Genomic DNA, 26,485 nt, shown 5'->3' on the forward strand with positions numbered 1-26,485 from the left:
GTAGCGGGTAGACTCACCAGGTGAAGCAACTGTGAAAGACCTGACCGTCGGCGTCGTCGCGACCTCCCGCAAGGAAAACGAGCATCGGCTGGCCATCCATCCGGCCCACCTCGACCGCATCGACCCGGGACTGCGCGGGCAGATCTTTCTCGAACGTGGCTATGGTGACCGTTTCGGTTACTCCGACGAGGCACTCGCTCCGCTGGTCGCCGGTTTCCGCACCCGCGAAGAGCTGTTCGCCGAATGCGATGTGCTGCTGCTGGCCAAACCGCTGGCCGAAGACCTCGAGCAGATGCGGCCCGGCACGATCGTGTGGGGTTGGCCGCACTGTGTGCAGGACGCGCGAATCACCCAGCTGGCCATCGATCGGGAGCTGACCCTGATCGCGTGGGAGGCGATGAACCACTGGACGAAGGCAGGCGTGTTCAGCGTCCACGTCTTCCACAAGAACAACGAGCTCGCCGGCTACTGTTCGGTGCTGCACGCACTCCAATTGCGTGGTGTCACCGGCGATTACGGTCGCCGGATGCGAGCCGCGGTGATCAGCTTCGGTGCTACCGCGCGCGGTGCCGTGCGGGCGCTGTCGGCGCTCGGCATCAGCGATGTGACGGTGCTGACCCAGCGCAGCGTGTCCGCGGTGGCCTCGCCCTTCGCCTCGGTGCGGATGCAGCACTTCGAGCGCGATCCGGCCACCCCGAGTCGTACGTTGGCACTGAAGGCACCGGAACCGGGCCCGCTCGCGGAGATGCTGGCCGGCTACGACGTGGTCGTGAACTGCATGTTCCAGGACACCGAGGCACCACTGACATTCGTGACCAACGACGACCTCGACCTCTTCTCACGCGGCACGCTGTTCATCGACGTCTCCTGCGACGAGGGGATGGGTTTCGAATGGGCGCGCCCCACCTCGTTCGCCGACCCCATGTTCGCCGTGGGTACCGAGCTGCACTACTACGGCGTCGACCACAGCCCGTCCTTCCTGTGGGACTCGGCGACCTGGGAGAACTCCGAGGCCCTGCTCGAATACCTGCCGGTCGTGCTCGCCGGCCCCGGCGCGTGGGACGCCAGCGACACGATTCGCCGCGCCATCGAGATCCGAGGCGGTCGCGTGCAGAACCCCCGGATCCTGTCGTTCCAGGACCGCTCCGACGCCTACCCCTACGCGGTGAACTGACGCAGGCCACCATCTCCATCGTGCACGTCGCGTAGCTCGACGAGACGCAGTTCAGTGGGCCTTCCGACCTCGTAGGTACCGACGTGTGGGCCCGTCCCGAAACCGATGTGGTTGCCGGTGCTCGCCGAGCTCAGGATTCGCGTGGTGGTCTGCGAGGCGTCTACCTCGTTGTCGTTGCTGGTGACGACGTGGACGGTGGGCGCGCGAGGGATGGAGTCGGGCGTGCGCGCTTCGTCGCAGTCGGCGTCGTAGTCACGGGAGGGGGCCGCGTCGTTGTGGTCGTCGGTGGCGCGGCGGCGGTCGAGCTCGGTGGGACTGTGGTGCGGGGTGTTGTCGTCGTGGCGGTCGGCGCAGCGGTGGTCGTGGTGGTAGATGTGACGGTGACGGTCGGGGTATCAGCCGTTACCGTCACTGTGCTCGGACTGACGGTCGAGGTATCCGAGGGAATCGCCGTGACGGGCACTGTGGATTCCGGGACCGACGCGACACCCGGATCTTGTGGCGGCGGTGTGGCCTGCACCGAAAGGCTTGCCGTGACAGACAAACTCACGCTGACCGAGGTATCCGGCGAATCCGCAGGCAAGGGATCGGTGGTCACGATGGTCGTCGTTTCCGGTGCGGGGGCGGTACTCGGCGGTTCGGTGTCCGGTTGGTCGAATCCGGCATCGGTCGCCGGTTCGGTACCCGAGGCGACATCAGCAACGGCGACCTCGCTCGGTGCGTCGGCTACCCCGCCGGAATCGACCACAGCGGGACTGTCGTCGACGGCGCAGTAGCCGGAAGTCTGTACGGACGATCCGCCCGAGAATATCGCCGCATTGCTCGTCGGCAGGCTCGAATCCGCCCGCACTATCAGCGATATCCCGATTCCCGTGCCGACGACCGCGGCCGCGACGCCCGCACGCGACATCCGCCGCCGGAACCATTCGGCGGGTGCCGTCGAGGCGTGCCGCCCGTATCGATGCTGAACCCGAGGCCGACTCCTGGGATCGATTTCGCTGTGGTCGACGGATTCCATCCTGGCTTCTCCCTCGAGGTACGCCTACCGTGCGAACCGGTGGCAACAATGCGGACGTCGCGGCCCATTTCAGGATTTCGAGTAGGGATGTACCTCACGTAGCCGTTGCCGGTGTATTTGTTGCAGTTCGCCCGCGCGGGTCAGAAAGTCGGCGATTATTTCGAGTTCGGCGGTGTTGTAATAGCTCAGCAACATCTTGTAACTCTCGACGATCATGGGAACGACGATTTCCCGTACCCGATGGGCCGCGAGTTCGGTGGCCATCACTATCACCCGGCGACGATCGGTCGGGTGCAGCGAGCGGACGATATAGCCCTGTTTCTCGAGCCGGTTGAGCATGATCGTGACGCCCGCCGCGGTGAGGCCGAGCCGTTCGGCCAGCCTGCCCGGAGTGGTGGACTTCTCGTCTTCGAGCAGCACGATTTCGAGGGCGCGTCGATCGGTCTCGTTCACGCCGAGCACTCTGATCAATTCGCGAATCAGATCCTCGACGGATCCGTGATAGAACTCCAGCGCCCTTTTGAGCTCGACCGAGATCCGGGCGGGTTCGCTAGTAGTGGGGCACACGAGCTTTCCCATCAGCAGTCACCGATCAGAACTTCCCTACGGGCGGAAGGATCGCCGCCGGGCGTTCGAAGGGGGCATGGTGGCTCCTGTCGATCGAACCTCACGAGATCGGCACCACCGCGGCCACCGAAGTGAACCGTGGCTGTGTCGGACATGCAGCGTACGACACGATGGCGGGTGCGATACGCCCATCGGACTTTTCGGTCGAATATGGTTACTCTGCACCAAACCGCAAGGGGGGCAACCATTGTCGATAGTGATGTATATGGTCTCGCCGGGACCGGACCGGGCCGCTCGCGCGACCCGGTCCGGACATCTTCACCACGGATTGTCGGCGCGGGTGTGGGTCATCGTGCCGTAGCGCCTGTCCATGGGCCTAGGTGACGGTGGTTGTGGTCAGGGTCGGGGAGGGGTTCGGGTAGCACGAAGTCGCTACGTTGCCGACGAACGAGACGTTGGTCGTCATGGTCATACCGGGACTTGTGTAGCTGGTTCCCGCGTACTTGCTGGTGATCGACGTTCCAGCGGCACCCGCGGTGACATTGATGGTCACCGCGGGCGGAGTGAAGCTGGTACCACCGGCGATCGGCCCGGGAATGGTCAGCACGACGTTCCCACCGGACGTCGCGACCGTGCCCGCCACGCTACCTCCGGAGGCGCTGGCCGAGACCAGGGTCGAGTTCGCCGGGGTGGGAATGGTCATCTTCAGGTTGCTGATGTTGTTCACCGTGAAGCCGGAAGCCGAACTCGGCACCGACGACGCACCGGGTGTGATGGTGATGGCCACCGCGGATCCCGATGCCGCCGAGCCCGGCGCCGTACCGGTGACCGTCGTGTTCATGTTCGAGGTCTGGCTGATCCCGAGGACGGTGCCCCGGCATGCCCAGTTCACGCTGACCGGCGCCGCGTTGACGGGTGCGGCCAGACAAAAGACGGTGGCGACAGCCACCGGAGCGATAAAGCCTGCGCGAAACAGGGAAGTGGTCGATATCATGGCGATCTCCAGAAAATGTCGAGCAGAGGAGTGACGGTATGCCCAACTACAAAGTGGGTGTTTTAAAAATATAGCTCGCCATCTTCTTTTCGTGGCTGAAATCGCGAATCGATACGCCCTGAATATCGTTATCCGCTATTAGTTATTTTCTCCGGATAGTTAATTGTGGAAAGGTTTCCACTTCTTTCGGAACTGCGGAATGAACTGGTGGTCCAGGGGGCACCGGCGGCGATGGCCGCCCGCGCCGCGCGGAGTTCCCGAGGCCTGGCCATCGCGACGGCGCCGACGGGCAGGCCGTCGCGGACGGCCACGGCGAGGAAGTCCCGGGATGCCACGGTGCCTTCGACGACGAGGTCGTCGTGCGGGTGGACCCAGCCGGCGAATTGCAGGGAGAGTCCGTGCTGATCGGTCCAGCCCCAAGGGATTTCGACGGGGGCGGCCGGGCGGCCCAGGATGGCCCTCGCCGCGGCGGCGCCCGCGGACATCGCCGAGTTCCACTGCCGGCCGCTCTCGAACTCGCCGCGGTGGGAGTTGAAGGCGGTGGTCGCGTCGCCCGCGGCGAAAACTCCCGGTGCCGATGTGCGGTAGTGCTGATCGATGACGATGCCCTCGTTGACGGCCAGGCCGGCGGCTTCGGCCAAGGCGGTGTCGGGCGCCGCTCCGATGGCGACCAGAGCGGCCCCGGCCGACCGGCTGCGCCCGTCGGCCGCCGTGGCTGTCACGGCGTCGGCGGTGTCGCCGAGATGCGTTGTGCTGAACTCTGTCTCGACGACGACGCCGTGCTCCTGATGGAGGTCGCGCAGCAGGTCCGACACCGCCTGCGGCACCACCCGGTCCAGCAGCGCGGGGCCCGCGTGCAACAGCATCACATCGGCGCCGAGGCCGCGGGCGGTGGCGGCCACCTCGCAGCCGATCAGCCCGCCGCCGACGATCAGCAGTGACCCGCCGGCATCGATCGCCGCTCGCAGCGCCGTGATGTCGGACAGCGTCCGCAAGGTGTGCACGCGGGTGGACGCGGTGTCGATGTGGCGTGCCCGCGCGCCGGTCGCGAGCAGCAAGCTGTCGTAGCCGAGGTCTTCACCCGTGCTCAATCGCACCGACGCACGGTCGATGTCGATCGCGTCGACCCTGGTCGCCGCCCGCAGATCGATGACATTGTCGGCCCAGAACTTCACCGGCTTCAGCAGGGTGCGTTCCAGCGAGGCGGTGCCCGCGAGTAGTTCCTTCGAGACCGCGGGCCGACGATAGGGCATCGTCGGTTCCGCCCCGGCGAGCACGATCTCGCCGGTATACCCCTCGCGGCGCAAGGTGTGTGCCGCGGTGGCGCCGGCGACACCGGCGCCGACGATCACGATCCGCCCGCTCATCCGCGACTCACCTCACGCATGTCGAAGTCGACCTTCTCGCGGACACCGCAGTCCGGACAGCACCACTGTTCGGGAATCAACGACCAGGCGGTGCCCGCGGCGAAACCTTCACGGGGAGCGCCGAAGCGCTCGTCGTAGACGTAGTCGCACACGGGGCAGAGGTAGGCGGCCATCAGTTCGCTCCGTACTGCGCGAGGATCTTCGCGCGCTTGCTCGGCTGGATATTGACCCGGGTGATGTCGCCGTTGTAGTGCGCGAGCACACGATGGTCCATCACCTTGCGCCACAAAGGGGTCAGGTAGGCCAGGCCGATCAGGCTCGCGTACCCGCTCGGCAGTTCGGGCGCGCCGTCCATGTGGCGCAGGATCTGGTAGCGCCGGGTGGGATTGGCGTGGTGGTCGCTGTGGCGTTGCAGGTGGTAGAGGAAGATATTGGTGACGATGTGGTCGGAGTTCCAGCTGTGCTCGGGGGTGCAGCGCTCGTAGCGACCCGAGGCGGTCTTGCTCCGCAGCAGACCGTAGTGCTCGAGGTAGTTCACCGTCTCGAGCAGGGAGAATCCGTAGACGGCCTGGATCACCAGGAACGGCAGGATCGCGGGGCCGAACACCGCGACCAGCGCCGCCCACAGCACCACCGACATCGACCACGCGTTGAGCACGTCGTTGTGCGGCGAGAACGGGCTCTTGTCCAGCCGGCGCAGGCGGGTGGCTTCCAGTTCCCACGCGGACTTCAGGCTGCCCCACACACTGCGCGGCAGGAAACTCCAGAACGATTCGCCCAAGCGGGCGCTGGCCGGGTCCTCCGGCGTCGCGACACGCACGTGGTGGCCGCGGTTGTGCTCGATGTAGAAGTGCCCGTAGAAGGTCTGGGCCAGCGTGATCTTCGACAGCCAGCGCTCGAGTTCGTCCTTCTTGTGGCCGAGTTCGTGGGCGGTGTTGATACCGACACCGCCCATCGCCCCGATGGTGAAGGCCAAACCGATCTTCGAGGCCAGGCCCAGACCGCCGTCGATTCCGAGCCAGGAGAGGTTGTCCGCGGTCCAGAGGTAACAAGCGAAAACCAGGCTGATCAGCTGTAGCGGAATGTAGGCGTAGGTGCAGTAGCGGTAGTACCTGTCGTTCTCCAGCTGTGCCATCACCTCCTCCGGTGGGTTCGCACCGTCGGGCCCGAAGAAGCGGTCGAGGGTCGGCAGCAGGACGTACACCAGGATCGGGCCGAGCCACCACCACACCGGCGCCACCACCTGCCAGCCCAGCTGGTTGAACACCCAGACGAGTGCCGTGGCCAGCATTGCCGCACTGGGGGCGACGAGGCCGAACAACCACAGATAGCGCTTGGAATCACGCCATTGCAGGGCCGTGGCCGGTTCTTCGTGGTTTCGCGATGTCGTCATCTCGTTCTCCTGATCACCGAGACATTTCCCGGGCATTGTCGAGCTCGTTTACAATTGAGGCCGATATGTTCTCAGTAAATACATAGAGTCATGAGTTGTCAACGCAGCTGTCACTTCGGACGACATGTACGATGGCTGGGTGGCCGAATCGCCGAACTTCCAGTCCGAGATGCGTCAGCTGTTGCGCGATCGCATGCTCGACGCTGCCCGCACCATGGTCGTTTCCGAAGGCTGGGGCGCGGTCAACATGTCGCGTATCGCGAAGGAGGTCGGCATCAGCAGACCGGTCCTCTACAAGGAGATCGGCACCAAGCAGGCTTTGGCGGATGCCCTCATCGAGCGCGAGACCGGCATCTACCTGAGCGGGGTGGCCGACACGTTGGGTGAGCATCCGGCCGACCCCCTCGCCGGGATCACCGCCGCCGCCGAATACACCCTGCGCACCGCCGGTGACAACACGTTGATCAAGGCGGTCCTCTCCGCTCGTCAGGATGCCGACACCGCCCTGCTGCCCGCTTTGGTGAGCGACGCGCAGCCGGTGCTCGTCCGGGCGGTCGACGCGCTCACGATCACGGTCCGCGACCGCTACCAGTTGCCTCAGCTGTCCGACGAGGAGATCGCCTCGATCGTCGAGATCATGGTGCGGCTCACCCTGAGTCACCTGTTCCAGCCCACCGGCAGTGTCGACCGCGCGGTGGCGCAGATCGGTGCTGTGCTGGCCGGTGTGTTCCCGGCCTGAGTCGAACGCCGTGCTGCGGGCGTGCCGCTGCGGAGCAATAATTCCTGACTGATTGGTTTGAAAACTAATTAGTTCAAACCGTGTGCTAAGCAACGAGTTTCGTTGATACGGTCACCTGGCTGGGCCGTTACGCCTAGTGCGTCTCGCGGCACGACGGTCTGATCGGTCGCCCGACGCGTTCTCTGGCTTGATGAATCGAGACCACTATGTTCGGAATGCGCACCAGCCACCTTCTGGCATCGATCACCGTGGCCGCGCCCTTGCTCGCGACCGCCGCGCTCTCGGCGCCCGCGCACGCGGCAACCACCACCTGGACAGTCGTCAACCCCAACAGCAACGGAGCCTTCTCGGCGGTGTCGGGACCGCTGGTCGTGAAGAACAAAAGCGGCACAACGATATTCACCTGTCCGAGCCTGTCCTCGTCGGGCTCCCTGCCCGCAGGTACCCGGACGACCTCCGGGCTCGGTGCCATCAAGTACACGGACCTGATCAACTGCACCGCTCCCGACGGCACGGCGTGGCGAGGGCAGTTCACCGCAGCGGCAGGCGCCTCGAACTTCACGGGCAAGTCTTACAATGCGGCCACAGGGACGACCTCGCTGGTCAATGGCGACCTGTTCAACTCGATCAACCTGGTCTTCACTACGGTCGTCGGAAACTCGTGCGGGTTCTGGACTCATCACACCGCGATGACGTACACGAACGCCACCTCCACCCTCAAAGCGACCACGGCCGTGGTGAAGTTGGCCACGGCCGAGGGGACGCCGACGTGTCAGGGACTCCTGACGCAGGGTGAGACGATCACCTTCGCCACCGAGTACAAGGTCACACCGGCGATCAAGATCACCGCAACGGTCAGTTGACCTGGCACCAGGCTGCCCTGACTATCGGCTCAGCTGTGCTCTCGGCGCCGGGATGTCGTGAATTCCATCCCGGCGCCGATCGTCCGAGTACGGCATCGACCGCGAAGTCACCGGCAGAGTGCGCGTAAGCCCGGTCCCGCGCTGTGTCGGATGAAATCGCAGTCGGCGAGGCGCTCGGCCGAGCCGAAAGTAACTGTGAGGCTGGCAGATTCGGCGATCCGATAGGGTCGGCTCGTCACCACCGAACCGAGCGTCCGCCGCAGCCGGGAGATCTCGGCCCGGACCGCGACGGCGTGGTCCGCATCGCCGAACAGCGCTTCGCTGAGCTGCCCGACCGTCATGCCCTGTCGGCCGTGCAGGTGCAACAGCAGCAGGATCTCGGCATGGCGTGCCGAGAGCGCACAGCACCAGGCGGATTCGCCGCCGTGCGCGCGCAGGGTCGGCTGACCGGACAGGTCGAGCTCCAAGCGGGTGAGCCGGGAGCCGGAGTCCGGACGGATCAGCCATCCGTCGGCGAGTTGCTCGGCGGTGCACAGACCGAGCCCGGGGACGGTGATCGGGCGGTCGGGTCTCGGCACGGCCACCCGGTGCGTGGCGCCGACACCGACGGCCTGGGCCACCCAGCCGTTGTCGTCGACGACCAGGGCGGGTCCGGACAACCCGGCCAGGGCGGGGCCCGCCGCCGAACGCAGCCGGTCGAGCCGGGTCTCGTGATGACGCCACAGTTGCGCTTCGGCGAGCCGCACGCCGGTACTCACCAGCGCGGTGACCGCCGGATGCAGGGCCAGCGCGGGACCACTGATGTCGACGATTCCGAGCAGGGTACCGGTGCGCGGGTCGTGGATCGGGGCCGCCGTGCAGAACCAGGGGTGCTGGAACTGCTCGAAGTGCTCACCGGAGAACAACTGGACCGGATTGGCCTCGGCCAGCGCGGTGCCGATCGCGTTGGTGCCGACCGCGTCCTCGGTCCAGCGCGCGCCCTCGCGGAATCCCAGGGTGTCGGCCCGGTGGCGCACCTTCGCCGAACCGTGTCGCCACAGGATCACGCCCTCGGCGTCGGCGACCACCAGCATCAGCTGGGAAGCGGTGTCGGTGAGATCGGACAGTGCCTGCGTGAGGTCGTCGATCACCGCGGTGAGCGAGGATTCGCGGCGCCTGCGTTCGACATCGTCGACGGCCAGCACCGAGCGAGCCCTCGGCTGGTCGGGCACCAGCCCCGCCGCCAGCACCCGCGACCACGACCGGGCGACGAGAGGGCGAGGCCGCAGCGGCGAACGCCCACCGGCGATCACGGCGTCGTGCATGCGGATCAGCTCACGCGCGTACCCGGAGAGGTCGGTGCCGGGTACGAACGCGCCGAAATCGCCCACGCCTGCGCCCTTCATCGGTGCCGTCTGTCAGCGCTGCAACGCGCTGCAACGATTGTGCCACCCCTCCCGCATGACGTGTGCTTCATGTCACAGATTGTGGAGGAGGATTCGATGACCCAGACACTCGATCCCGTCGTCGACGGATCGGACGTAGCCGGACCCCAGCAGCGGGTGGACGCCTGGCTGACGGCGTTCGAGGCGGCCTTGGCCGCGCGCGATGTCGACACCGCGGCGGGCATGTTCGCCACCGACAGCTTCTGGCGCGACCTGATCGCGTTCACCTGGAACATCAAGACCGTCGAGGGCCGGGCGGGCGTCGCCGACATGCTGGCAGCCCAGCTCGCCGACACGGACCCGTCCGGTTTCCACACCACCGAGACGCCGACCGAGGCCGACGGGGTGATCAGCGCGTGGATCGGTTTCGAGACCGGGGCCGGACGCGGTGTCGGGCACCTGCGGCTCACCGACGAGGGCGCGTGGACCCTGCTCACCACCCTGCAGGAGTTGAAGGGCTTCGAGGAGAGCAAAGGCCCACGGCGGCCGAGGGGCGTGCGTCACGGTGCCGACCGCGCCCGGGTGACCTGGTCCGAGCAACGCGAACGCGAACAGCACGAACTCGGCTACACGCGACAGCCGTTCGTGCTCGTCGTCGGTGGGGGACAGGGTGGTATCGCCCTCGGTGCGCGGCTGCGCCAGCTCGGCGTGCCCGCCCTCGTCGTCGACAAGCACGACCGCCCCGGTGACCAGTGGCGCAAGCGGTACAAGTCGCTGTGTCTGCACGATCCGGTCTGGTACGACCACCTGCCGTATCTGCCGTTTCCCGACAACTGGCCGGTGTTCGCGCCGAAGGACAAAATCGGCGACTGGCTCGAGATGTACACCAAGGTGATGGAGGTGCCGTACTGGTCCAAGACCACCTGCACCTCGGCACGCTACGACAACGCGAGCGAAACCTGGGTGGTCGAGGTGGAACGCGATGGCGACCCGCTCGTGCTGCGCCCGCACCACCTGGTGCTCGCGACCGGGATGTCGGGCAAACCGAACATCCCGAATTTCCCAGGGATGGACCGCTTTCGGGGCGACCAGCACCACTCCAGCCGGCACCCCGGGCCGGACCGCTACGCGGGCAAACGTGCCGTGGTGATCGGGGCCAACAACTCCGCCCACGACATCTGCGGTGCCCTGTGGGAGGCGGGTGCCGAGGTCACCATGGTGCAGCGGTCGTCCACCCACATCGTGAAGTCGGATTCGCTGATGGAACTCGGCCTCGGTGACCTGTACTCCGAGCGCGCCCTTGCTGCCGGAATGACCACGCAGAAAGCCGATCTCACCTTCGCGTCGCTGCCGTACCGGATCATGCCCGAATTCCAGATCCCGGTCTACGACGCGATCCGCGAGCGCGACGCCGACTTCTACGCACGCCTGGAACGCGCCGGGTTCGAGCTCGACTGGGGCGACGACGGCTCCGGATTGTTCATGAAATACCTGCGCCGAGGTTCGGGCTACTACATCGATGTGGGCGCCGCCGAACTCGTCGCCAACGGCGACATCCGCTTGGCGCACGGGCAGGTCCGCGAACTCACCGAGGACAGTGTGATCCTGTCCGACGGCACCGAACTACCCGCCGATCTCGTCGTCTACGCGACCGGCTACGGGTCGATGAACGGCTGGGCGGCCGACCTCATCGGCCAGGACGTGGCCGACGCGGTGGGCAAATGCTGGGGTTACGGCTCGGGCACCACCAAAGACCCGGGCCCCTGGGAAGGCGAGCTGCGCAATATGTGGAAGCCGACCCAGCAGCCCGGCCTGTGGTTCCACGGCGGCAACCTGCACCAATCCCGCCACTATTCGCTGTACCTGGCCTTGCAGCTGAAGGCCCGGTTCGAAGGGGTGCCGACCCCGGTCTACGGAAAGCAGGAGGTGCACCACCTGAGCTGACCTGGCACACCCGGCGAGCAGTCGGGTGGCTGATCCTCAGGCCGGTGGGATCAGGTCGCTTTCGCTGACGGTGTAGGTCAGCGGCGGGTAGACGAAGTCTGTTTCGTTGTTCTCACGTCGTCGCAGGCGGTAGAACTCTCGTCGCTGATCGTCGTCGGCCGAGGTGAGACGTGCGCCCTGCGGCAGGTACGGCCGACCCTCACGGAACTGGACGAAGGTCTTCGACTTGCGGAAAGTCACGCCGAGCCAGTCGTTTTCGACCGACCGTGCGGACGGCTCGAGCACGATCTTGTGCTTGAACCGCCGATTCGCGGCGACGGAGAACACGACGACGCTGTGGTGGGCCAGGGGGATCGCGAACTTCTCAGCGGTCCCCTTCCTTTCGAAGATCAGCGTCCTCGGTGGTGCCTCGGGGTGGCGATAGCAGGAGAAGACGGCGACGAAGGACTGATCGGCGAGGTCGAGAGCTTGGTCGGAATGGCCGCCCATGGTGGTGTAGGTGTTCGTGTAGCTCTCGATGAGCGCGTTGTCGAAACCGACCGCGATTCCCGCTCGGGTTTGTATCTGCTGTGCCAGGTGGTGATGTAGCGGCTGGAAGCGCTGCGTCGGGCGGGCATAGCGGGTGGTGGTTCGGACGAGCGGCACGCGACCCGCCGCATCGGGGTCGGTGAGAGTCGCGCCGCGCCGGCCGTTTCCCGTTTCCTCCAGGAGAGCCGAACCGGAAAGCTCCGTGAAAAGATTGCGCTCGAAAGACAGAGCGTACGAGGCTATTTCGTCATAGATGTCAGATTCAAGGAGCATCGTAGTCTCCTGCGTTCATGCTGAAGGGGAACCGGTCGCCGTAGTCGATGAAGGACGTGGTTCTGTTCTCTTCGGCGTAGAGCCCGCGCAATTCGTCGACGCCTTCTGGAGTAGGCGGCTCCAGCTTTACCAAGCCACCGGCTCGCTTCAGGAAGGTCTGGCCGTCGCTGTGTACGGCTTCGGCGTTCGAGCAGCGCACCACGTAGCCCAGTCGGGTCGGCAGCGATCCGACGTCCGGCGCCGGGGGCCGGATCTCGTGGGTGTAGAGGCGGTTGGTCGACAGCGGCATGAAGAACACGGAACCCGGATACAGGGTCAGATCGAATCGCACGGGTACCCCGTCGCGTGCGTCGGCCGAATCCTTCAGGCGGAAGCGGAGTTCGGTCAGGCCGCTGGTATTCCGCACGCCGTAGTCGAAGGGGTCGGCGGCCATGGGCCCCAGCATGTCGAGCCCGTTGTAGAAGGTGCAGAAGGCCATGATGCCGCCGACTGGCATGTCCTTGGTCTTGTCGGCATGAGCCGAGATCTTGGCCTTGGCCTGTTTGCGCCCGGCCGTGGCCGGGGTGTTGTGATAGATCTGGGCCAGAACGTGATTGAGCGGCGCGTGGCCACGGAACACGGTGGCGGCCTCGTTGTTCAGGGCGTCGACGATGCTCGTGTCGGTCGCGCCGAAGCCCTCGGTCGGCCCCGAGAGATTCGTCGAGCAGCGCAGCAGGCGGAAATGCAGTTCGTCACCTCTCCGCGTGACAGGTGTCAGGTAGATACCGCTGCGGTGGGCCGAACCCGGTTTGGTGGACTCGGTCAGGGACTGGAAAGTGTGCTCGGCGCTGATCCGTCCGAAGTGGTCGTCTTCGAGGGCGAAGAAGCGGCGGTAGTACACGCCGACGCGATGCACACGAACCGGGACACGACCGAGGTCGATGAGAGTCGGCAGTTCGTGATCGTGGTATCCGTATGACAGCTTTCGGACAACGAAAACCCGTGCGGCCGAACGTAACCGATCCTCATCGATCGCTGCGATATCGCCACACAGGTAGACGGTCTTCTGCGTGAGATCCGCCGATCCGGCGGCAAGATCCGCCGGGGTGATCGTGGACCCGAAGAAGTCCGTGATCGCGGTGTCGCGCAATCCCGTCGGTGCGATCAAGACGTTGCCCGTGTCGTCCAAGCGGGCTTCCGTCTCGGTGTGCGTCATACGGTCACGGCTTCCTGATTCGGGTGGAGCGGTAGTCGCTCGGCGCGCTACCGGTCCACCGGTGAAACGCCCGGCGAAAGGCACTGGCCTCCGAATAGCCCAGGCGGGCGGCGAGGTCGGCGATCGACTCGTCTCCGTGGACCAGCGCTTCGACGGCGCGGTCGCGAAGGATCTCCTCCTGGATTCGCCGCTGGCTGGTGCCTTCGGCACGCAGCAGCCGCCGCAGGTGCGGCGCGCTGATCGATAGGCGACGGGCGAGCTCGTCGGCGCCGAGCCAGGAACCGTTCTGGTTGCGCTCCATGATCGCGCGCACCCGCGCCGTAGTGGTCGCGGCCTGCTCCTGCGCGTAGAACAGCACACCGGGGGAGTCGCGGAGGAACCGCTTGAGGTCGGCTTCGTCGCGCACCACCGGCATGGCCAGCAACGCCGCGTCGAACGACATCGCCAACCGCGACGCGCGGAAGGTGGGCCGGATCCCGAAAATCGTCGTGTACTCCTCGGCCAGATGCTCGGCATCGAACGGGAAATCCACGGAAAGCAACGCGACCGGCGCTCCGATCAGCCAACCGGCGAACCGGTGCACTCCACCGATCATCGCGAATGCGACGAACGGATCGAGGCGCACGTCGGGATCGGCGATGTTGATCGTGGCTCGGCCCGCGTCGTCGGCCCGCAACGCCCAGCGGATGCCGGTGGTCACGGCGGAGAGTTCGAACATGCGGCCGAGCGCACCGCGCAGATCCCGGGTGTGGATGACGGTGAGTCCGGCCAGTCGCAAGGCGCCGCGCGCTACCGGCCGGGGCCCGAGGCCCAGGAGTTCGTCGTCGGTTTGCTCCCACAGGGCGCGGATCACCCCGGTCGTCTGCTCCGGTGTCATCCGGGCGCGGTCCTCGGCGTAGAGCCGCCAGTCGAGTCCCGCTCCGCGCAGCGCGCGCTCCACGTCGAGGCCGCGTTTCACCATCGACTCGACTGTCGCCCGGAAGAACCGCATCGGAATCGTATGCGCCACTTGGCTCCTTCGACGTCGGGCGAGGCGATTCGTACGGTACCGCAGCGGCGATGATCGTTTCGGTCCCCCGAACGGCCCGCTGCGGTCCTCGTCGAGCAGCAGCAGAACTCATAGCGTCATACGTGACAGCCGCATGGCTGATCTATCGAGAGGACTGTCCTGTGACGCAACGGGTATTCGTCGTCGGTGTCGGTATGACGAAATTCGAGAAGCCGGGTCGGCGATTCAACGAAGACGGCAGCATCTGGGACTACCCGGATATGGCACGGGAATCGGGCACCAACGCCCTCAATGATGCGGGTATTTCCTATGCCGAGGTGCAGCAGGCCTACGTCGGCTATGTGTACGGCGAGTCCGCCTCCGGGCAGCGCGCTGTCTACGAACTCGGAATGACCGGAATTCCGGTCGTCAACGTGAACAACAACTGCTCGACCGGATCGACCGCCTTGTATCTGGCGGCGCAGGCGATTCGCGGCGGCCTGGCCGACTGCACGCTCGCGCTCGGTTTCGAGAAGATGCAGCCCGGCTCGCTCGGCACCACCTTCGACGACCGCGAGCAGCCGATGGGCAAACACATGCAGGCCCTGGCCGAAATCTCCGAGGTGCTCTTTCCGCCCGCGCCCTGGATGTTCGGCGCCGCAGGGCGGGAGCACATGAAGGAATACGGCACCACCGCCGAGCATTTCGCGAAAATCGGTTACAAGAACCACAAGCATTCGGTGAACAACCCGTATTCGCAATTCCGTGACGAATACACCATGGATCAGATCCTCGATTCGCGAATGATCTACGACCCGCTCACCAAGCTCCAATGCTCGCCGACCTCCGACGGTTCCGGCGCGGCGATCCTGGCGAGCGAAGATTTCGTGAACAAACACGACCTCGCCGGCCAGGCGGTCGAAATCGTGGGTCAGGCCATGACCACCGACTTCGCGTCGACCTTCGACGGCACGGCCAAGAACATCATCGGCTACGACATGAATGTCGCCGCCGCGGCCGAGGTGTACAAGCAGGCCGGACTCGGCGGTGAGGACTTCCAGGTCATCGAGTTGCACGACTGCTTCTCGGCCAACGAACTGCTGCTCTATGAAGCCCTCGGCCTGTGCGCCCCCGGCGAGGCCGGTCGGTTGCTCGACGACAACCAGACCACCTACGGCGGCAAGTGGGTCGTCAACCCCTCCGGCGGCCTGATCTCGAAGGGGCACCCGCTCGGCGCCACCGGATTGGCGCAGTGCGCCGAGCTCACCTGGCAGCTGCGCGGCACCGCCGACGCCCGTCAGGTCGACAACGTGACCGCTGCCCTGCAGCACAACATCGGCTTGGGCGGCGCCGCCGTCGTCACCGCGTACCAGCGCGCCGACCGCTGACCGGCCTTCCACCACACCACCATTCGCAGGAGAACACTCATGGGTCACATCGAGCAGACCGCCACCCTCAACGCCCCCGCCGAGAAGCTGATGGGCGTGATCACCGACCCGTCCACCTGGGGCGACTGGTTCACCATCCACGAGCGCTGGATGGTCGAGCCGCCGGCCACCCTGACCGAAGGCGCGGCGCTGACCGCCAAGATCTTCATGCTCGGCATGGCCAACAAGATGGAATGGGTCGTCGGCGAGGTCGCCCCGACCAAGCTGGTCATGACGGGCACCGGGATGGCCGGGGTGAAGGCCACCTTCTCCTTCGACCTGACCCCCGACGGCGACCAGACCGAGGTCCAGGTCGCAGGGGAATTCGAGGGCTCGCTGATCAAGGGCGCGCTCGGCAAGGCGGTCGAGAAGGACGGCACCAACCAGCTGCAGACCTCGCTGGACAAGCTCGCCGCCCTCGCCGCCGGGGCCTGATCATGGGTGACGTCTTCGAGTTCGACCGTGCCGGACTGAACCTGTGGTCGGACGAAGAACGGTTCGAGGTGACCAGGGAACGGCTGGCCGAGTACGCGGCCGCGACCAACGACCCGATCCCCGCGCATCGCTGCGGCGACGTGGGCTCGCCGGTGTTCGCCATCGTCCCGGCCTTCGACGCGCTGATGGCGCCGGCCGTCGACGTGGTGCCGATGGACATCTTCGGCCGGATCACCCACGGCGAGCAGGACTTCCACTTCCACCGCCCGATCAAGCCCGGTGACAAGCTGGTCTCGCGGGGCCGCGTGATCGGCTGGGAGACCAAGTCCACCGGTTCGCTGGTCTACATCCATCTCACCTGTGCCGACGAGGTGACCGGTGAGCTCGTCAACGAGCAGTACCTGTCCGGCTTCTTCCGCGGCGTGGACGCCGGCGACAGAGTCGGCGAGGCGATCCCGGTGATCGAGCCGTGTACCGAGCTCAAACAGTCCCCGCCGCAGGCGAAGATCGCCCACCACGTGGACCACGACCAGACGTTCCGGTACGCGCCCGCCTCGGGTGACCCGGTGCCGCTGCACCTGGACGAGGAAGTCGCCAAGGACGCCGGTCTGCCCGGCATCATCGCGCATGGTTTGTGCACGATGGCGATGGCCGGGTGGGGTGTCCTCGCCGAAGTCGCCGATTCCGACGTTTCGCGGGTGCAGCGCTTGGCCGTACGTTTCTCCAAGTTCGTCTTCCCTGGTGACGACCTCGAGACGCGGATCTGGAATGCGGGCACCGACAACGGTGTCACCACGTACGCGTTCGAGACGGTGCGAGGGACCGATGTGGTGCTGAGCAACGGCATCGCCGAAATCGCGGGAACGAAGGAGTAGGACATGGGTGCCTTGGAGGGACGCATCGCCGTCATCACCGGCGCCGGTCGCGGTATCGGACGTGAGCACGCGCTGCTGTTCGCCCGCGAAGGTGCCGCAGTCGTTGTCAACGACCTGGGCGGCAGCAACAGCGGTGACGGCGTCGACGTCGGCCCGGCACAGGAAGTGGCGAACGAGATCGTCGCCGCCGGTGGCCGGGCAGTAGCCAACACCGACGACATCGCCACCTGGGCGGGCGCTGAAGCCCTCGTCGCGCAAGCGATCTCGGAATTCGGTGGCCTCGACGTGGTCGTCAACAACGCCGGCATCCTGCGCGACGGCTTCATCCCCAGCCTCTCGGAGTCGGACTGGGACGCCGTGGTCGCGGTGCATCTCAAAGGCCATTTCGCGGTCGTCCACCACGCCTCGGCGTACTGGAAGGCAGAGTCGAAGGCGGGCCGTCGACCCAACGCCGCCATCATCAACACCGCCTCGGCGTCCGGGGTGACTGTGCCCAACGCGGGCCAAGCGAATTACGGTGCCGCCAAGGCCGGTATCGCCGCGCTGACCCAGGTCGCGGCCGACGAGCTCGAACGCTACGGCGTGCGGGCCAATGCGATCGCCCCGATCGCCCGCACCCGCCTGACCCTGGCCACCCCGGGAATGGGCGCGCTGATGGCGGCCGAGGCGGCCGACGCCGAAGCCGAGGGAAGCTTCGACGCTTTCAGCCCGGCCAACATCTCACCGCTGGTCGCCTACCTCGCAGGCGAGAAATGCCCGATCACCGGCAAGGTGTTCGCGGTACAGGGCGGTGCGATCAGCGAACTCGCCGGCTGGCACGACATCAAGACCATCGAGACCGACGAGGCGTGGTCGATCGACGACATCGCCGCCCGATTGCCCTGAACCACCAATCCTGGAGTGAACAACGATGTTCGAATGGTCCGAGACCGACGAGATGATCCGCGAATCCGTGCGCGCGTTCATCGACAAGGAAGTTCGTCCCCACATCGACGAACTCGAACACGGCGAGCTGCCGCCCTACGACATCATGCGCACCCTGTTCAGCCAGTTCGGGCTCGATGTGATGGCCGGTGAGGCTGTCGACAAGATGCTGGCCAAGGAACAGGCCAGGGCCGACCGGATCGCGGCGGGTGAGCCCGCGCCGGCGAAGCCGGACAAGAAGTCCGCATCGAATCCGCTTGCGGCGCAAGGCAGTATGGCTGCGGTTCTCGTCAGCGAACTGACCGGAGTGACCCTGGGTAGCGTCGCGGCGGTTGGTGTCAGCCTGGGTCTCGGTGCGGCGACCATCGCCGCACGCGGCACGCTCGCGCAGAAACAGCGGTGGCTAAAAGACATCGTCACCCTGAACAAGGTGGCGGCGTGGGCGATCACCGAGCCCGACTCCGGTTCCGACGCGTTCGGCGGCATGAAGACCTACGTTCGTCGCGATGGTGAGGACTACATCCTCAACGGGCAGAAGACCTTCATCACCAATGGCCCGTTCGCCGACACCGTGGTCGTCTACGCCAAGCTCGACGAAGGCGACGGCGGCGACAAACGCGACCGCAAGGTGCTCACCTTCGTGCTCGACAAGGGCATGGAGGGATTCACTCAGGGCAAACCGTTCAAGAAGATGGGCATGCATTCCTCGCCGACCGGTGAGTTGTTCTTCGACAATGTGCGGCTGAGCAAGGACCGATTGCTGGGTGAGACCGAGGATCACCAGGGCGGTGACGGCCGGGAGAGCGCGCGGGCCAGTTTCATCGTCGAACGGGTCGGCTGCGCCATCTTGTCGATGGGCATCATCAACGAATGCCACCGGCTGTGCATCGAATACGCCAAATCGCGCAAGCTGTGGGGGCAGGAGATCGGCCGTTTCCAGCTGGTCCAGTTGAAGCTGGCCGAAATGGAGATCGCGCGTCTGAACGTCGAGAACATGGTGTTCCGGGCGTTGGAGAGCTCGGCGGCGGGCAAGATGCCGACGCTGGCACAGGCCTCGGCGATGAAGCTGTATTCCACCAGGGCCGCCACCGATGTCGCGATGGAAGCGGTGCAGCTGTTCGGCGGCAACGGATATATGGCCGAGTACCGGGTCGAGCAGCTGGCCCGCGACGCGAAGTCGCTGATGATCTACGCGGGCAGCAACGAGATCCAGGTGACCCACGTCGCCAAGGGTTTGCTCGCGCAGTGATCGGTGCGCTCGCCGACCGCCCGCACCGGGCGGTCGGCGAGTCGGCCGTGGGTCAGCTGGAACCGCTCGGCAGCCCCGCCGAGCCGCTGCCCAGCTGGGGGTCACCGGTGACCTCGACGACGAGGGTCTTGGTGGAGGAGCCCTGGGTGGCCACGATCGTGTACGTGCCCTTGGCAGGCGGGCGCCAGGTGCCGCGGACCGCGCTGCGCTGCCGGTCCGGGTAGTCCAGGCGCTCGGGCGAAGTGAGCTCGCTGCCGTTGATCGTGACGGTGGCGGGCAGTGCGTAGTCGGCGCCGAACATCCGGGCCATGACCGTGCAGTTGGCACCCACAAAATCGCAGGCGACGGGCACTTCGCTGTTGCCCCAGGCGTAGATGGTGATGTCCTCCACCTCCGCCGAGGCCGCGGGAGCCAGGGTGGCCGGGAGGATCAGTGCGCCCGCCGCGAGGGCGGTCAGTCCTGCGATTCGCATGGGTAAGGTGGTCCTTCGCATCGGTGTAGTCGGTCCCGGTGTTCGATGGGGACCGCGTGAAGCGGAAGAGTTCCACAATTCTCGCAGGGCCGGTACCCCGAAAACCCACGGCTTGACCCTGGCTGCGCGCTGATCGCCGGATCCGATGCCTCGCGCCGGCCGAGCTCCACTTTGCGAATCGTGTGTGACGGGATTTTACGGTGTCCGCTCGATCCGCTCACGGCGCGGCCCGCCGCGTGCCCGTACTCTGTTGAGTGCCTGCGTGTTTGGCGGCCAAAGCCCGTAGAATGGAGCCCGATGGACCACTCGGACCGTTTCCCTCGTCCTGTTCCAGTGACGGTCCCGAAGCTACTGGTCGGTTTAGGGGCGGTACTGGTTGTCGCCGCGGCGATCGCCTCCTTCACCTTCACCTCGACCCTCGCCGGGGTGGCGGGGGTTCCGGAGCATCTGACGTGGTTGTGGCCGCTTGTCGTCGGTCTGACGGTCGCGCTGGTCGCCTGCACTTTCATCACGCTGGTCGGCATCCGTGACGAGAAGGCCACCTCCCTTGTCCGGTTCTACGAGTTGCTGCTCCTCGTCACCGTGCTGGCCAGCATCTGCGGCAATATCCTGTCCATCTCGCGCGATCCGATCCGGATGGGAACCCTCGCGACCGCGATCGTGGTCTCGGTTCCCCCGATCTGTCTGATGGTCTGCGTCGGCAACTGCCTGCTGCTCACGGCGGTCGTCCCCGTGCGCATCGTGGCCGCCATCCCGCAGGACGACTGGCGGCTCAGAGTCCTCGGCATACCGAGTACACCGGCGCCGTCCAAGGACCAGGAGACCGCCCAGCAGGAAAGCGCCTCCTGGTGGGACCAGCACCGCAACGAGGCACGGACTCCACCCGCGACCCCGAAAACCCGCACCTAGGCAGAGCGAACGCGGTGCGCTGCTCGGCTGAGTAGGGTCGGCGCAAAGTGACCAGGACCGGAAGGTGGCCAGTAGTGGGGATCGATCAGCGAGCCGTAGTGCGGATGAATGCGCTGGAAATCGCGGAGTTTCTCGACAGCACGAGGGTGCTCACACTGGCCACCCTCGACCAGTCCGGAAAACCACACCTCACCGCCATGTGGTTCGGTCACATCGACGGTGTCGTCTACTTCGAGACCAAGTCGAAATCGCAGAAGGCGGTGAACCTGCGCCGCGATCCGACCATCGCCTGCATGGCCGAAGCGGGCGATACCTACGACCAGCTGCGTGGCGTGTCGATCGAGGGCACCGCCCACCTGATCGAGGACACGCAGGACGAGGAGTACTGGCGCGCCGCCATCGACATCTACGAACGCTACGTCGGCCCGTACAGCCCCGAGGTTCATCCGTTCGTCGAGCAGATGATGAACAAGCGCATCGTGATCCGGGTCGACCAGACCAGGGTCAGGTCCTGGGACCACCGCAAGCTCGGCCTGCCCGCGATGCCGCTGTCGGGTCGTACCGCCGAGGCCTGAGCCCATGTAGTTGCAGTTTCTGAAAAATTGCAGTTTGTGCTAACTTGGCGGCATGTCTTCCGAGTCGGCCAAGCAGCCCTCGATCGGTCTGCGTGAACAGAAGAAGCAGCGGACCCTGATCGAACTGTGCCTTGCCGCACGGCGATTGGCGGTCGAGCACGGGCTGGACGCGACCAATGTCGACGACATCGCCAAGGCGGTCGGCGTCTCGCCGCGCACCTTCTTCAACTACTACGACACCAAGCTCGACGCGGTGGTCGGCCCGGTCGGCGACATCGGCACGCCCGAAGCGCGGCAGGAGTTCGTCGCGGGCGGTCCGACGGGGGTGCTGATCGAGGACCTCACCTGGTTACACGCCGCCGGGTTCCAGCCCGAAAACGAAGTGCGCGAAGGTATCTCGTTGGTCACCGAGCTGATCACCGCCGAGCCGAGAGTGCTCGCCGCCTTCATCGCCTCGGGCGCCCGTTTGGAAGCCGCCACCGCCGAACTCCTCTCGGCGCGGCTCGGTGCCGAGGTCGACCCCGAATTCGCCTCGCTCACCGCGGGAATCATGACGACCATCACCACGCGGGCGGCGATGTCGCTGGCCGCGGACCCGAACGGGTCGCTCGCCGCAGCGCTGCACGCGCACTGCGCCATGGCCGCCCGGCTGTTCGACCGGCCGGACGATACGACAAGGGAGACGCACCGATGACCACGACGGCCGACTCGCCGCCGCCGATCGTCCTGACGCAGAAGCGGATCTGGCTGATCTTCTCCGCGCTGATCGCGGGTATGTTCCTGGCCAGCCTCGACCAGATGATCGTCGGCACCGCCATGCCGACCATCGTCGGCGAACTCGGTGGGGTCTCCCACATGGCCTGGACCGCCACCTCGTATCTGCTCGCCACCACCATCGTGATGCCGATCTACGGAAAACTCGGCGACATGTTCGGCAGGCGCTGGTTGTTCCTGTTCGCGATCACTGTCTTCACCGCGGCCTCCGTCGGCGCCGCCGCGTCGACGGGATTCTGGGAGTTCATCGCCTTCCGCGGCCTGCAGGGCGTCGGCGGCGGTGGCCTGATGATCCTGGCGCAGGCCATCATCGCCGATGTGGTGCCTGCCAAGGACCGCGGCAAGTACATGGCGCCGATGGGCGCTGTCTTCGGAATCACCTCGGTCGCCGGGCCGCTGCTCGGCGGTCTGTTCGCCGACCATCTCGACTGGCGCTGGTGCTTCTGGATCAATGTGCCGATCGGGATCGCGGCGCTGTTCATCGCCTTCCGCTACCTGAGCATCCCCAGCCACCGCCCCAAGTTCCGGCCCGACTACCTGGGCATCGTGCTCATGTCGGCCGCGACCACCCTGCTGATCCTGATCACCGACTGGGGCGGCAAGCAGTACGAGTGGGGTTCGACGGTGATGCTGTCGATGATCGCGGCGTTCGTCGTCGTGGTCGCGGCGTTCGTCTTCGTCGAGTCGCGCGCCGAGGAGCCGATGCTGCCGCTGTGGCTGTTCCGCAATCGCACCTTCGTGCTCACCTCGGTGATCGGATTCCTGGTCGGCCTGGTGATGTTCGCGGCGATCGGTTTCATCCCGACCTACCTGCAGATGGCCAGCGGTACTTCCGCCTCGGTGTCGGGTCTGCTGCTGATCCCGATGATGATCGGCATGATGCTCACGCTCATCACCTCGATGAACGTGATCACCAAGACCGGTCGCTACCGGGTGTATCCGCCGATCGGCGCCGCACTCATCGCCGTCGACATGCTGTGGCTGACCCGGCTCGACGCGAACACCTCGATGTGGGTGGTCTCGGCCATGCTGTTCGTGATGGGCGCGGGCCTCGGCCTGATCATGCAGATCATCGTGCTCGTGGTGCAGAACGCGGTGGCCCCCGACCAGATCGGCACGGCGACCAGTGCCAACAACTACTTCCGTGAGATGGGTGGCGCGCTCGGTATCGCGATCTTCGGTTCCATCTTCACCGGCAGGCTGACCGAGAATCTGACCGGCGCGTTCCAGGCGAACTGGCAGGAAGCGGCGGCGGCGAACATCGACCCGAGCGCGCTGATCCCGTCGGTGGTCAAGAATCTGCCGGACAAGCTGCACGACGCCATCGTCGGCGCCTACGTCGACGCGCTGGTTCCCGGCTTCTGGTACCTGATTCCCGGTGCGATCCTCGCGTTCGCGCTCGCGTTGTTCATCCCGCACCTGACGCTGTCCGACGAGGCGGGCATGGTCGCGCGCGGTGAGGCCGTGATGGCCGAGGAAGAGCCGGAGCTGGTCAAGGAGGGCTGAGCGTCCGGGCCGCGTTTCAGTCGTCGATGTGCAGTTCGGCGCCGAGGGCGGTGAAGGCGGTGGGAGTCATGCCGAACATGGCCCGGAACGTGTCGCTGAAATGCGAGGGGGAGGCGAAGCCCGCATCGGTGGCGGCTCGGGTCAGGTCGTGACCCTCGGTGAGGGCTTTCGCCACTCGCAGCATTCGCGCCCATTGGACATAGCGGCGGAAGCTGGTGCCGGTCTGCTCGGCGAAGGTGCGCAGGAAGTACGAGGTGGAAAGTCCTGCGGCCAGGGCCTTTTCGGCCGCACGTTGCTGCTGGGTCGGGTCGGCGCGGATCTGCGCGGCCACGGCGGCGATGCGTGGATCGCCGATCGTCGGGACCGGCACGCTGGCCAGATCGAGTACTCGGTCGATATCGGGGTCGGGGGAGTTGCCCAGGTCGATCAGGGCGGCCTCGTTGCGCTGATCGGCGCTGAAACCGCCGACGTCGCGCGACATCCCGCCGAGACAGCGGGTCATCCGGGACGAGGTCGGGTCGAAGAAGCAGAACAGTCTTCGTCCGTCCGTGTCGAGAATGTGGTGGGTGACCCGGGCGCGGAACAGGAAGCTGCGGGCGGTGACATCGGGAACACCCGCCGCGCGGACCCGGAACGGCCCGTCCAAACCGACCCCGAGACTCGCCACGGCGGTGGAATGCGGCCCCAGCGCCATACCGGGTCCGATATAGACCGCGTGTCCGAGACGTAGCCACAGCCGTGCCGGAGCGGTGGCGGTCGCTGGATCGGTAGCGCACGTTTCTGGAAGTGCGGGCAACGCCATGCACGCGACCATACATCCACCGATCGTGACCACCGTGCGAGATGTGGAGCAGAGATGACGACAACCTACGAACTGAACGAGGTCGGCGTCGACGGCGCGCGCCTGGCCTATGTCGATGTGGGAGAAGGTGATCCGCTGGTCCTGCTGCACGGCTGGCCGGAGAGTCACGCCGCATGGCGCCATCAGATCGGGCCCCTGTCCCAGTCGCGCCGGGTGATCGCCCCGGACTGGCAAGGCTGGGGCGCTTCGGCTCGTGACCTGCGGCTGAGCTGCGACTACGACACCGAGGTCGACCGGATCGCACGGCTGTTCGACGCACTGGGCCTGGACCGTGTCGATCTGGCCTGTCACGACTACGGCGGTTTCCTCGGACTCGGGTTCGTGCAGCGATACCCCGACCGGGTCCAGCGCTTCGCGATCCTCAATTCCCGGGCTCATCGCACCTTCACCACGCCGTACTACCAACTGTTCGGGCTGTTCTCCGCCGCGGCGCGACGCCCGCTGTTGCGTCCGCTTCTCACCGCGCGAACGATCGGGCTCGTCCACCGCCTCGGATTGGCACAGTTCGTCCGCAACGGCTCGTTCGACACCCAGCGCCTGGCCGACTACCTCGATTTCCTGAACACCCGCGAAGGACGCCGGTGGTACGCCCATTTCTGGGCGGGCTACAGCGTCCGGCTGCGCCCGGAACTCGCGGCCGGACTCGGCGCCATCGACTGCCCCACCTCGGTGATCTGGGGCGACAAGGACCCGGCGATCCCGTTCCGCTACGCCGAAGACCTCGCCGCACACATCCCGAACGCGAGTCTCGTCCGGCTCGACGGCGGGCATTTCATCATGGAACAGCGCCCTACCGAAGTCACCGAGGCATTGCAGGCTTGGTTGCGCCGCCCCACCGAGGGCCATGGGGGAGCGGGCGAGCGCGCAACTCCCGTCACCTAGAGGATGGGTGCCGGGGTGGATCGGCGCCGGGCGGGCAGCCGCAGGACTCACCGCGGTGGAGGGTGACCGGCATCGGCACCCACATCGCCGGGTCCGGCTCGGCCGGATCGAGAACATCGCCGATCGCGCGGGCGGCGATGACATCGATCGGCTGCATCACCGAGGTGAGGGTGATCTGCCCGAACTGGTGGGCCACGCCACCGTCGAAGCCGACAATGCGAAGGTCGGCGGGAACACGTAGGCCTGCATCGGTGACAGCACGCGTCGCGGCCGCTGCCTGGCCGTTCGTGCCGACGACCAGAGCCTGCGGTCGGTGCCCCGCCCGCAGGTGTGCACCGACTGCCAGATAGGCCCCCTCGGGGGTGAGATCGGTGCGGATCACGGTGCCCCCCTCGATGATCGAGGCGAAGCCCTCGTACCGCTCGGCGACGGTTTCCCGGTCGCCGTATTCCACGTCGGTGGCGGTGAATCCGCCGACGAAGGCGATGTCGCGACAACCGTGGACCTCGGTGAGATGTGTGGTCGCGAGCCTGCCCGCGGCGACATGATCGGCGCGGACCAGGGGCGTCGGGGTGTCGACGGTTCCCCTGCGGTTGTGCACCCACGCGACGGGCACGCGAGCGCGGCGGCAGACTTTGCCGATCTCGGGAGTGTTGACCGCGCCGACCACGATCAGGCCGTCGATGCCGACATCGGTGAACGCCGCCGTGAACTCCAGTTCCCGGTCGGGGTCGTAGCCGGTGTTGCCGATCATCGTCAGGTGATCGCGAGCGCGCGCCTCGATCTCGAGCCGCCCGGCAAGCGCGGCATACAGCGGCAAGGTGAGGTCGGGGACGAGCAGGCCGAGTTGGCGCCACTTGCGTGGCCGTCGTAGCGCCCTGGCGTTGCGGTCGGGACGGTAGCGCAGTTCGTCGGCCGCCGCGAGAACCTTGGCGCGCAACGCATCCGACACCGGGCGTGGCCCGTCGTTGAGGACGTAGCTCACCGCGGCGGTCGAGACGCCCGCGAGTGTCGCGACGTCGGCGAGGGTGGGCCGTTTGGTCGTCACATTCGCTCCAGTATCGCGGGCTGCGCCCGAATTCGTCCGGGTTTCACTCATCCCGATTTCTACCCTGTCCAGCGCCGTATTTCTTCCTACGCTAATCGATTAGACACGTTACCGGCGCGACCCTCCGCCGCAACAAACGA

The 26,485-nt window shown here is 66.1% G+C and carries 28 protein-coding genes; 16 read left to right on the forward strand and 12 right to left on the reverse strand.

Annotated features, from left to right (window positions below; translation table 11 throughout):
• Positions 1 to 31: 31 nt before the first annotated feature.
• Together AB0F86_RS05535 and AB0F86_RS05540 are read left to right on the forward strand one after the other, a co-directional pair.
• Positions 32 to 1,174 carry a N(5)-(carboxyethyl)ornithine synthase gene (locus AB0F86_RS05535; RefSeq protein WP_181696263.1) on the forward strand — a complete coding sequence of 381 codons (1,143 nt, stop codon included), beginning with the start codon at positions 32 to 34 and terminating at the stop codon, positions 1,172 to 1,174.
• Positions 1,175 to 1,707: 533 nt separating this feature from the next.
• Positions 1,708 to 1,950 carry a hypothetical protein gene (locus tag AB0F86_RS05540; protein WP_356982200.1) on the forward strand — a complete coding sequence of 81 codons (243 nt, stop codon included), beginning with the start codon at positions 1,708 to 1,710 and terminating at the stop codon, positions 1,948 to 1,950.
• A gap of 311 nt (positions 1,951 to 2,261) precedes the next feature.
• Here the strand turns inward: AB0F86_RS05540 and AB0F86_RS05545 are convergent, their stop codons facing one another.
• Both AB0F86_RS05545 and AB0F86_RS05550 read right to left on the reverse strand, forming a co-directional pair.
• A complete protein-coding gene (locus tag AB0F86_RS05545; protein WP_356982202.1) occupies positions 2,262 to 2,771 on the reverse strand; it encodes a MarR family transcriptional regulator in 510 nt (169 codons plus the stop codon).
• A gap of 364 nt (positions 2,772 to 3,135) precedes the next feature.
• Positions 3,136 to 3,462, reverse strand: coding sequence for a hypothetical protein (locus AB0F86_RS05550; protein WP_220138919.1), 327 nt, complete (start codon positions 3,460 to 3,462; stop codon positions 3,136 to 3,138).
• Here AB0F86_RS05550 and AB0F86_RS05555 point away from each other — a divergent pair.
• Positions 3,455 to 3,787: a hypothetical protein gene (locus AB0F86_RS05555; RefSeq protein WP_356982203.1), complete on the forward strand. Its 333-nt coding sequence runs from the start codon at positions 3,455 to 3,457 to the stop codon at positions 3,785 to 3,787. The two genes, AB0F86_RS05550 and AB0F86_RS05555, sit on opposite strands and share 8 nt — an antisense overlap.
• A 94-nt stretch (positions 3,788 to 3,881) precedes the next feature.
• Here AB0F86_RS05555 and AB0F86_RS05560 read toward each other — a convergent pair whose 3' ends face one another.
• Genes AB0F86_RS05560 through AB0F86_RS05570 form a run of 3 tightly spaced genes read right to left on the reverse strand, consistent with a single transcriptional unit; the run spans position 3,882 to position 6,513 of the window.
• Positions 3,882 to 5,120: an FAD-dependent oxidoreductase gene (locus AB0F86_RS05560; protein WP_356982205.1), complete on the reverse strand. Its 1,239-nt coding sequence runs from the start codon at positions 5,118 to 5,120 to the stop codon at positions 3,882 to 3,884.
• Complete coding sequence (locus AB0F86_RS05565) at positions 5,117 to 5,293, reverse strand: rubredoxin (RefSeq protein ID WP_181696259.1); 177 nt, start codon at positions 5,291 to 5,293, stop codon at positions 5,117 to 5,119. Before AB0F86_RS05565 ends, AB0F86_RS05560 begins: the two co-directional genes overlap by 4 nt.
• Positions 5,293 to 6,513: an alkane 1-monooxygenase gene (locus AB0F86_RS05570; RefSeq protein ID WP_356982207.1), complete on the reverse strand. Its 1,221-nt coding sequence runs from the start codon at positions 6,511 to 6,513 to the stop codon at positions 5,293 to 5,295. Before AB0F86_RS05570 ends, AB0F86_RS05565 begins: the two co-directional genes overlap by 1 nt.
• Before the next feature lie 139 nt (positions 6,514 to 6,652).
• Between AB0F86_RS05570 and AB0F86_RS05575 the strand changes: the two genes are divergently transcribed.
• Entirely contained in the window at positions 6,653 to 7,252 is a 600-nt protein-coding gene (locus AB0F86_RS05575; protein ID WP_356982209.1) for a TetR family transcriptional regulator, read from the forward strand.
• Between the two features lie 260 nt (positions 7,253 to 7,512).
• The gene (locus AB0F86_RS05580; protein WP_181696256.1) at positions 7,513 to 8,115 is read left to right on the forward strand and encodes a hypothetical protein; all 603 of its coding nucleotides are present in this window, start codon (positions 7,513 to 7,515) and stop codon (positions 8,113 to 8,115) included.
• A 107-nt stretch (positions 8,116 to 8,222) separates the two neighbouring features.
• On the opposite strand, the gene AB0F86_RS05585 is transcribed toward AB0F86_RS05580, so the two are convergent.
• Complete coding sequence (locus AB0F86_RS05585) at positions 8,223 to 9,500, reverse strand: transcriptional regulator (protein WP_356982212.1); 1,278 nt, start codon at positions 9,498 to 9,500, stop codon at positions 8,223 to 8,225.
• 96 nt (positions 9,501 to 9,596) lie between these two features.
• Here AB0F86_RS05585 and AB0F86_RS05590 point away from each other — a divergent pair, with 96 nt between their 5' ends.
• Positions 9,597 to 11,423 carry an NAD(P)/FAD-dependent oxidoreductase gene (locus AB0F86_RS05590; protein WP_356982213.1) on the forward strand — a complete coding sequence of 609 codons (1,827 nt, stop codon included), beginning with the start codon at positions 9,597 to 9,599 and terminating at the stop codon, positions 11,421 to 11,423.
• 36 nt (positions 11,424 to 11,459) lie between these two features.
• Here the strand turns inward: AB0F86_RS05590 and AB0F86_RS05595 are convergent, their stop codons facing one another.
• Genes AB0F86_RS05595 through AB0F86_RS05605 form a run of 3 tightly spaced genes read right to left on the reverse strand, consistent with a single transcriptional unit; the run spans position 11,460 to position 14,428 of the window.
• Positions 11,460 to 12,224, reverse strand: a complete 765-nt coding sequence (locus tag AB0F86_RS05595) for a hypothetical protein (RefSeq protein ID WP_356982214.1) — start codon at positions 12,222 to 12,224, stop codon at positions 11,460 to 11,462.
• Positions 12,214 to 13,419: a hypothetical protein gene (locus tag AB0F86_RS05600; RefSeq protein WP_356982216.1), complete on the reverse strand. Its 1,206-nt coding sequence runs from the start codon at positions 13,417 to 13,419 to the stop codon at positions 12,214 to 12,216. The genes AB0F86_RS05595 and AB0F86_RS05600 overlap by 11 nt, the downstream gene beginning before the upstream one ends.
• Positions 13,420 to 13,423: 4 nt before the next feature.
• Positions 13,424 to 14,428 (reverse strand): AraC family transcriptional regulator, encoded by a 1,005-nt coding sequence (locus tag AB0F86_RS05605; protein WP_356982217.1) that lies wholly within the window; start codon positions 14,426 to 14,428, stop codon positions 13,424 to 13,426.
• A 161-nt stretch (positions 14,429 to 14,589) separates the two neighbouring features.
• Between AB0F86_RS05605 and AB0F86_RS05610 the strand changes: the two genes are divergently transcribed.
• The 5 genes from AB0F86_RS05610 to AB0F86_RS05630 are packed head-to-tail and all read left to right on the forward strand — an operon-like array spanning position 14,590 to position 19,317.
• Positions 14,590 to 15,795 (forward strand): lipid-transfer protein, encoded by a 1,206-nt coding sequence (locus AB0F86_RS05610; RefSeq protein WP_356982219.1) that lies wholly within the window; start codon positions 14,590 to 14,592, stop codon positions 15,793 to 15,795.
• Between the two features lie 39 nt (positions 15,796 to 15,834).
• Positions 15,835 to 16,269, forward strand: coding sequence for an SRPBCC family protein (locus AB0F86_RS05615; RefSeq protein ID WP_356982220.1), 435 nt, complete (start codon positions 15,835 to 15,837; stop codon positions 16,267 to 16,269).
• Between the two features lie 2 nt (positions 16,270 to 16,271).
• Positions 16,272 to 17,144 carry a MaoC/PaaZ C-terminal domain-containing protein gene (locus AB0F86_RS05620; RefSeq protein WP_356982222.1) on the forward strand — a complete coding sequence of 291 codons (873 nt, stop codon included), beginning with the start codon at positions 16,272 to 16,274 and terminating at the stop codon, positions 17,142 to 17,144.
• A 3-nt stretch (positions 17,145 to 17,147) separates the two neighbouring features.
• Complete coding sequence (locus AB0F86_RS05625; protein ID WP_225280213.1) at positions 17,148 to 18,029, forward strand: SDR family oxidoreductase; 882 nt, start codon at positions 17,148 to 17,150, stop codon at positions 18,027 to 18,029.
• 25 nt (positions 18,030 to 18,054) lie between these two features.
• Positions 18,055 to 19,317 (forward strand): acyl-CoA dehydrogenase family protein, encoded by a 1,263-nt coding sequence (locus AB0F86_RS05630; RefSeq protein ID WP_356982224.1) that lies wholly within the window; start codon positions 18,055 to 18,057, stop codon positions 19,315 to 19,317.
• A gap of 52 nt (positions 19,318 to 19,369) precedes the next feature.
• Here the strand turns inward: AB0F86_RS05630 and AB0F86_RS05635 are convergent, their stop codons facing one another.
• Positions 19,370 to 19,789 carry a hypothetical protein gene (locus AB0F86_RS05635; RefSeq protein ID WP_181696247.1) on the reverse strand — a complete coding sequence of 140 codons (420 nt, stop codon included), beginning with the start codon at positions 19,787 to 19,789 and terminating at the stop codon, positions 19,370 to 19,372.
• Between the two features lie 333 nt (positions 19,790 to 20,122).
• Between AB0F86_RS05635 and AB0F86_RS05640 the strand changes: the two genes are divergently transcribed.
• The 4 genes from AB0F86_RS05640 (at position 20,123) to AB0F86_RS05655 (ending at position 23,553) form a co-directional block, all read left to right on the forward strand.
• A complete protein-coding gene (locus tag AB0F86_RS05640) occupies positions 20,123 to 20,698 on the forward strand; it encodes a hypothetical protein (protein WP_356982226.1) in 576 nt (191 codons plus the stop codon).
• A 74-nt stretch (positions 20,699 to 20,772) separates the two neighbouring features.
• The gene (locus AB0F86_RS05645) at positions 20,773 to 21,273 is read left to right on the forward strand and encodes a TIGR03618 family F420-dependent PPOX class oxidoreductase (protein WP_356982228.1); all 501 of its coding nucleotides are present in this window, start codon (positions 20,773 to 20,775) and stop codon (positions 21,271 to 21,273) included.
• A gap of 52 nt (positions 21,274 to 21,325) precedes the next feature.
• Positions 21,326 to 21,967, forward strand: a complete 642-nt coding sequence (locus AB0F86_RS05650) for a helix-turn-helix domain-containing protein (RefSeq protein WP_356982229.1) — start codon at positions 21,326 to 21,328, stop codon at positions 21,965 to 21,967.
• Positions 21,964 to 23,553, forward strand: a complete 1,590-nt coding sequence (locus AB0F86_RS05655) for an MDR family MFS transporter (RefSeq protein WP_225280207.1) — start codon at positions 21,964 to 21,966, stop codon at positions 23,551 to 23,553. Before AB0F86_RS05650 ends, AB0F86_RS05655 begins: the two co-directional genes overlap by 4 nt.
• Positions 23,554 to 23,569: 16 nt before the next feature.
• Here AB0F86_RS05655 and AB0F86_RS05660 read toward each other — a convergent pair whose 3' ends face one another.
• Positions 23,570 to 24,355, reverse strand: coding sequence for an AraC family transcriptional regulator (locus tag AB0F86_RS05660; RefSeq protein ID WP_181696243.1), 786 nt, complete (start codon positions 24,353 to 24,355; stop codon positions 23,570 to 23,572).
• 54 nt (positions 24,356 to 24,409) lie between these two features.
• Between AB0F86_RS05660 and AB0F86_RS05665 the strand changes: the two genes are divergently transcribed.
• Positions 24,410 to 25,297 (forward strand): alpha/beta hydrolase, encoded by an 888-nt coding sequence (locus AB0F86_RS05665; RefSeq protein WP_356982231.1) that lies wholly within the window; start codon positions 24,410 to 24,412, stop codon positions 25,295 to 25,297.
• On the opposite strand, the gene AB0F86_RS05670 is transcribed toward AB0F86_RS05665, so the two are convergent.
• Complete coding sequence (locus AB0F86_RS05670; RefSeq protein WP_356982232.1) at positions 25,290 to 26,345, reverse strand: LacI family DNA-binding transcriptional regulator; 1,056 nt, start codon at positions 26,343 to 26,345, stop codon at positions 25,290 to 25,292. The genes AB0F86_RS05665 and AB0F86_RS05670 overlap by 8 nt on opposite strands.
• Positions 26,346 to 26,485: the final 140 nt, after the last annotated feature.

The organism is Nocardia sp. NPDC023733, from assembly GCF_040639775.1.
Taxonomy (GTDB): Bacteria; Actinomycetota; Actinomycetes; order Mycobacteriales; family Mycobacteriaceae; genus Nocardia; species Nocardia rosealba.

Excerpts from the sequence above, each read along its gene's own strand:
- AB0F86_RS05545 (WP_356982202.1), bottom strand. The coding sequence starts at position 2,771 with ATGGGAAAGCTCGTGTGCCCCACTACTAGCGAACCCGCCCGGATCTCG.
- AB0F86_RS05555 (WP_356982203.1), top strand. The coding sequence starts at position 3,455 with ATGGTCATCTTCAGGTTGCTGATGTTGTTCACCGTGAAGCCGGAAGCC.
- AB0F86_RS05550 (WP_220138919.1), bottom strand. The coding sequence starts at position 3,462 with ATGACCATTCCCACCCCGGCGAACTCGACCCTGGTCTCGGCCAGCGCC.
- AB0F86_RS05560 (WP_356982205.1), bottom strand. The coding sequence starts at position 5,120 with ATGAGCGGGCGGATCGTGATCGTCGGCGCCGGTGTCGCCGGCGCCACC.
- AB0F86_RS05565 (WP_181696259.1), bottom strand. The coding sequence starts at position 5,293 with ATGGCCGCCTACCTCTGCCCCGTGTGCGACTACGTCTACGACGAGCGC.
- AB0F86_RS05570 (WP_356982207.1), bottom strand. The coding sequence starts at position 6,513 with ATGACGACATCGCGAAACCACGAAGAACCGGCCACGGCCCTGCAATGG.
- AB0F86_RS05585 (WP_356982212.1), bottom strand. The coding sequence starts at position 9,500 with ATGAAGGGCGCAGGCGTGGGCGATTTCGGCGCGTTCGTACCCGGCACC.
- AB0F86_RS05590 (WP_356982213.1), top strand. The coding sequence starts at position 9,597 with ATGACCCAGACACTCGATCCCGTCGTCGACGGATCGGACGTAGCCGGA.
- AB0F86_RS05595 (WP_356982214.1), bottom strand. The coding sequence starts at position 12,224 with ATGCTCCTTGAATCTGACATCTATGACGAAATAGCCTCGTACGCTCTG.
- AB0F86_RS05600 (WP_356982216.1), bottom strand. The coding sequence starts at position 13,419 with ATGACGCACACCGAGACGGAAGCCCGCTTGGACGACACGGGCAACGTC.
- AB0F86_RS05615 (WP_356982220.1), top strand. The coding sequence starts at position 15,835 with ATGGGTCACATCGAGCAGACCGCCACCCTCAACGCCCCCGCCGAGAAG.
- AB0F86_RS05620 (WP_356982222.1), top strand. The coding sequence starts at position 16,272 with ATGGGTGACGTCTTCGAGTTCGACCGTGCCGGACTGAACCTGTGGTCG.
- AB0F86_RS05625 (WP_225280213.1), top strand. The coding sequence starts at position 17,148 with ATGGGTGCCTTGGAGGGACGCATCGCCGTCATCACCGGCGCCGGTCGC.
- AB0F86_RS05630 (WP_356982224.1), top strand. The coding sequence starts at position 18,055 with ATGTTCGAATGGTCCGAGACCGACGAGATGATCCGCGAATCCGTGCGC.
- AB0F86_RS05635 (WP_181696247.1), bottom strand. The coding sequence starts at position 19,789 with ATGCGAATCGCAGGACTGACCGCCCTCGCGGCGGGCGCACTGATCCTC.
- AB0F86_RS05650 (WP_356982229.1), top strand. The coding sequence starts at position 21,326 with ATGTCTTCCGAGTCGGCCAAGCAGCCCTCGATCGGTCTGCGTGAACAG.
- AB0F86_RS05655 (WP_225280207.1), top strand. The coding sequence starts at position 21,964 with ATGACCACGACGGCCGACTCGCCGCCGCCGATCGTCCTGACGCAGAAG.
- AB0F86_RS05660 (WP_181696243.1), bottom strand. The coding sequence starts at position 24,355 with ATGGCGTTGCCCGCACTTCCAGAAACGTGCGCTACCGATCCAGCGACC.
- AB0F86_RS05665 (WP_356982231.1), top strand. The coding sequence starts at position 24,410 with ATGACGACAACCTACGAACTGAACGAGGTCGGCGTCGACGGCGCGCGC.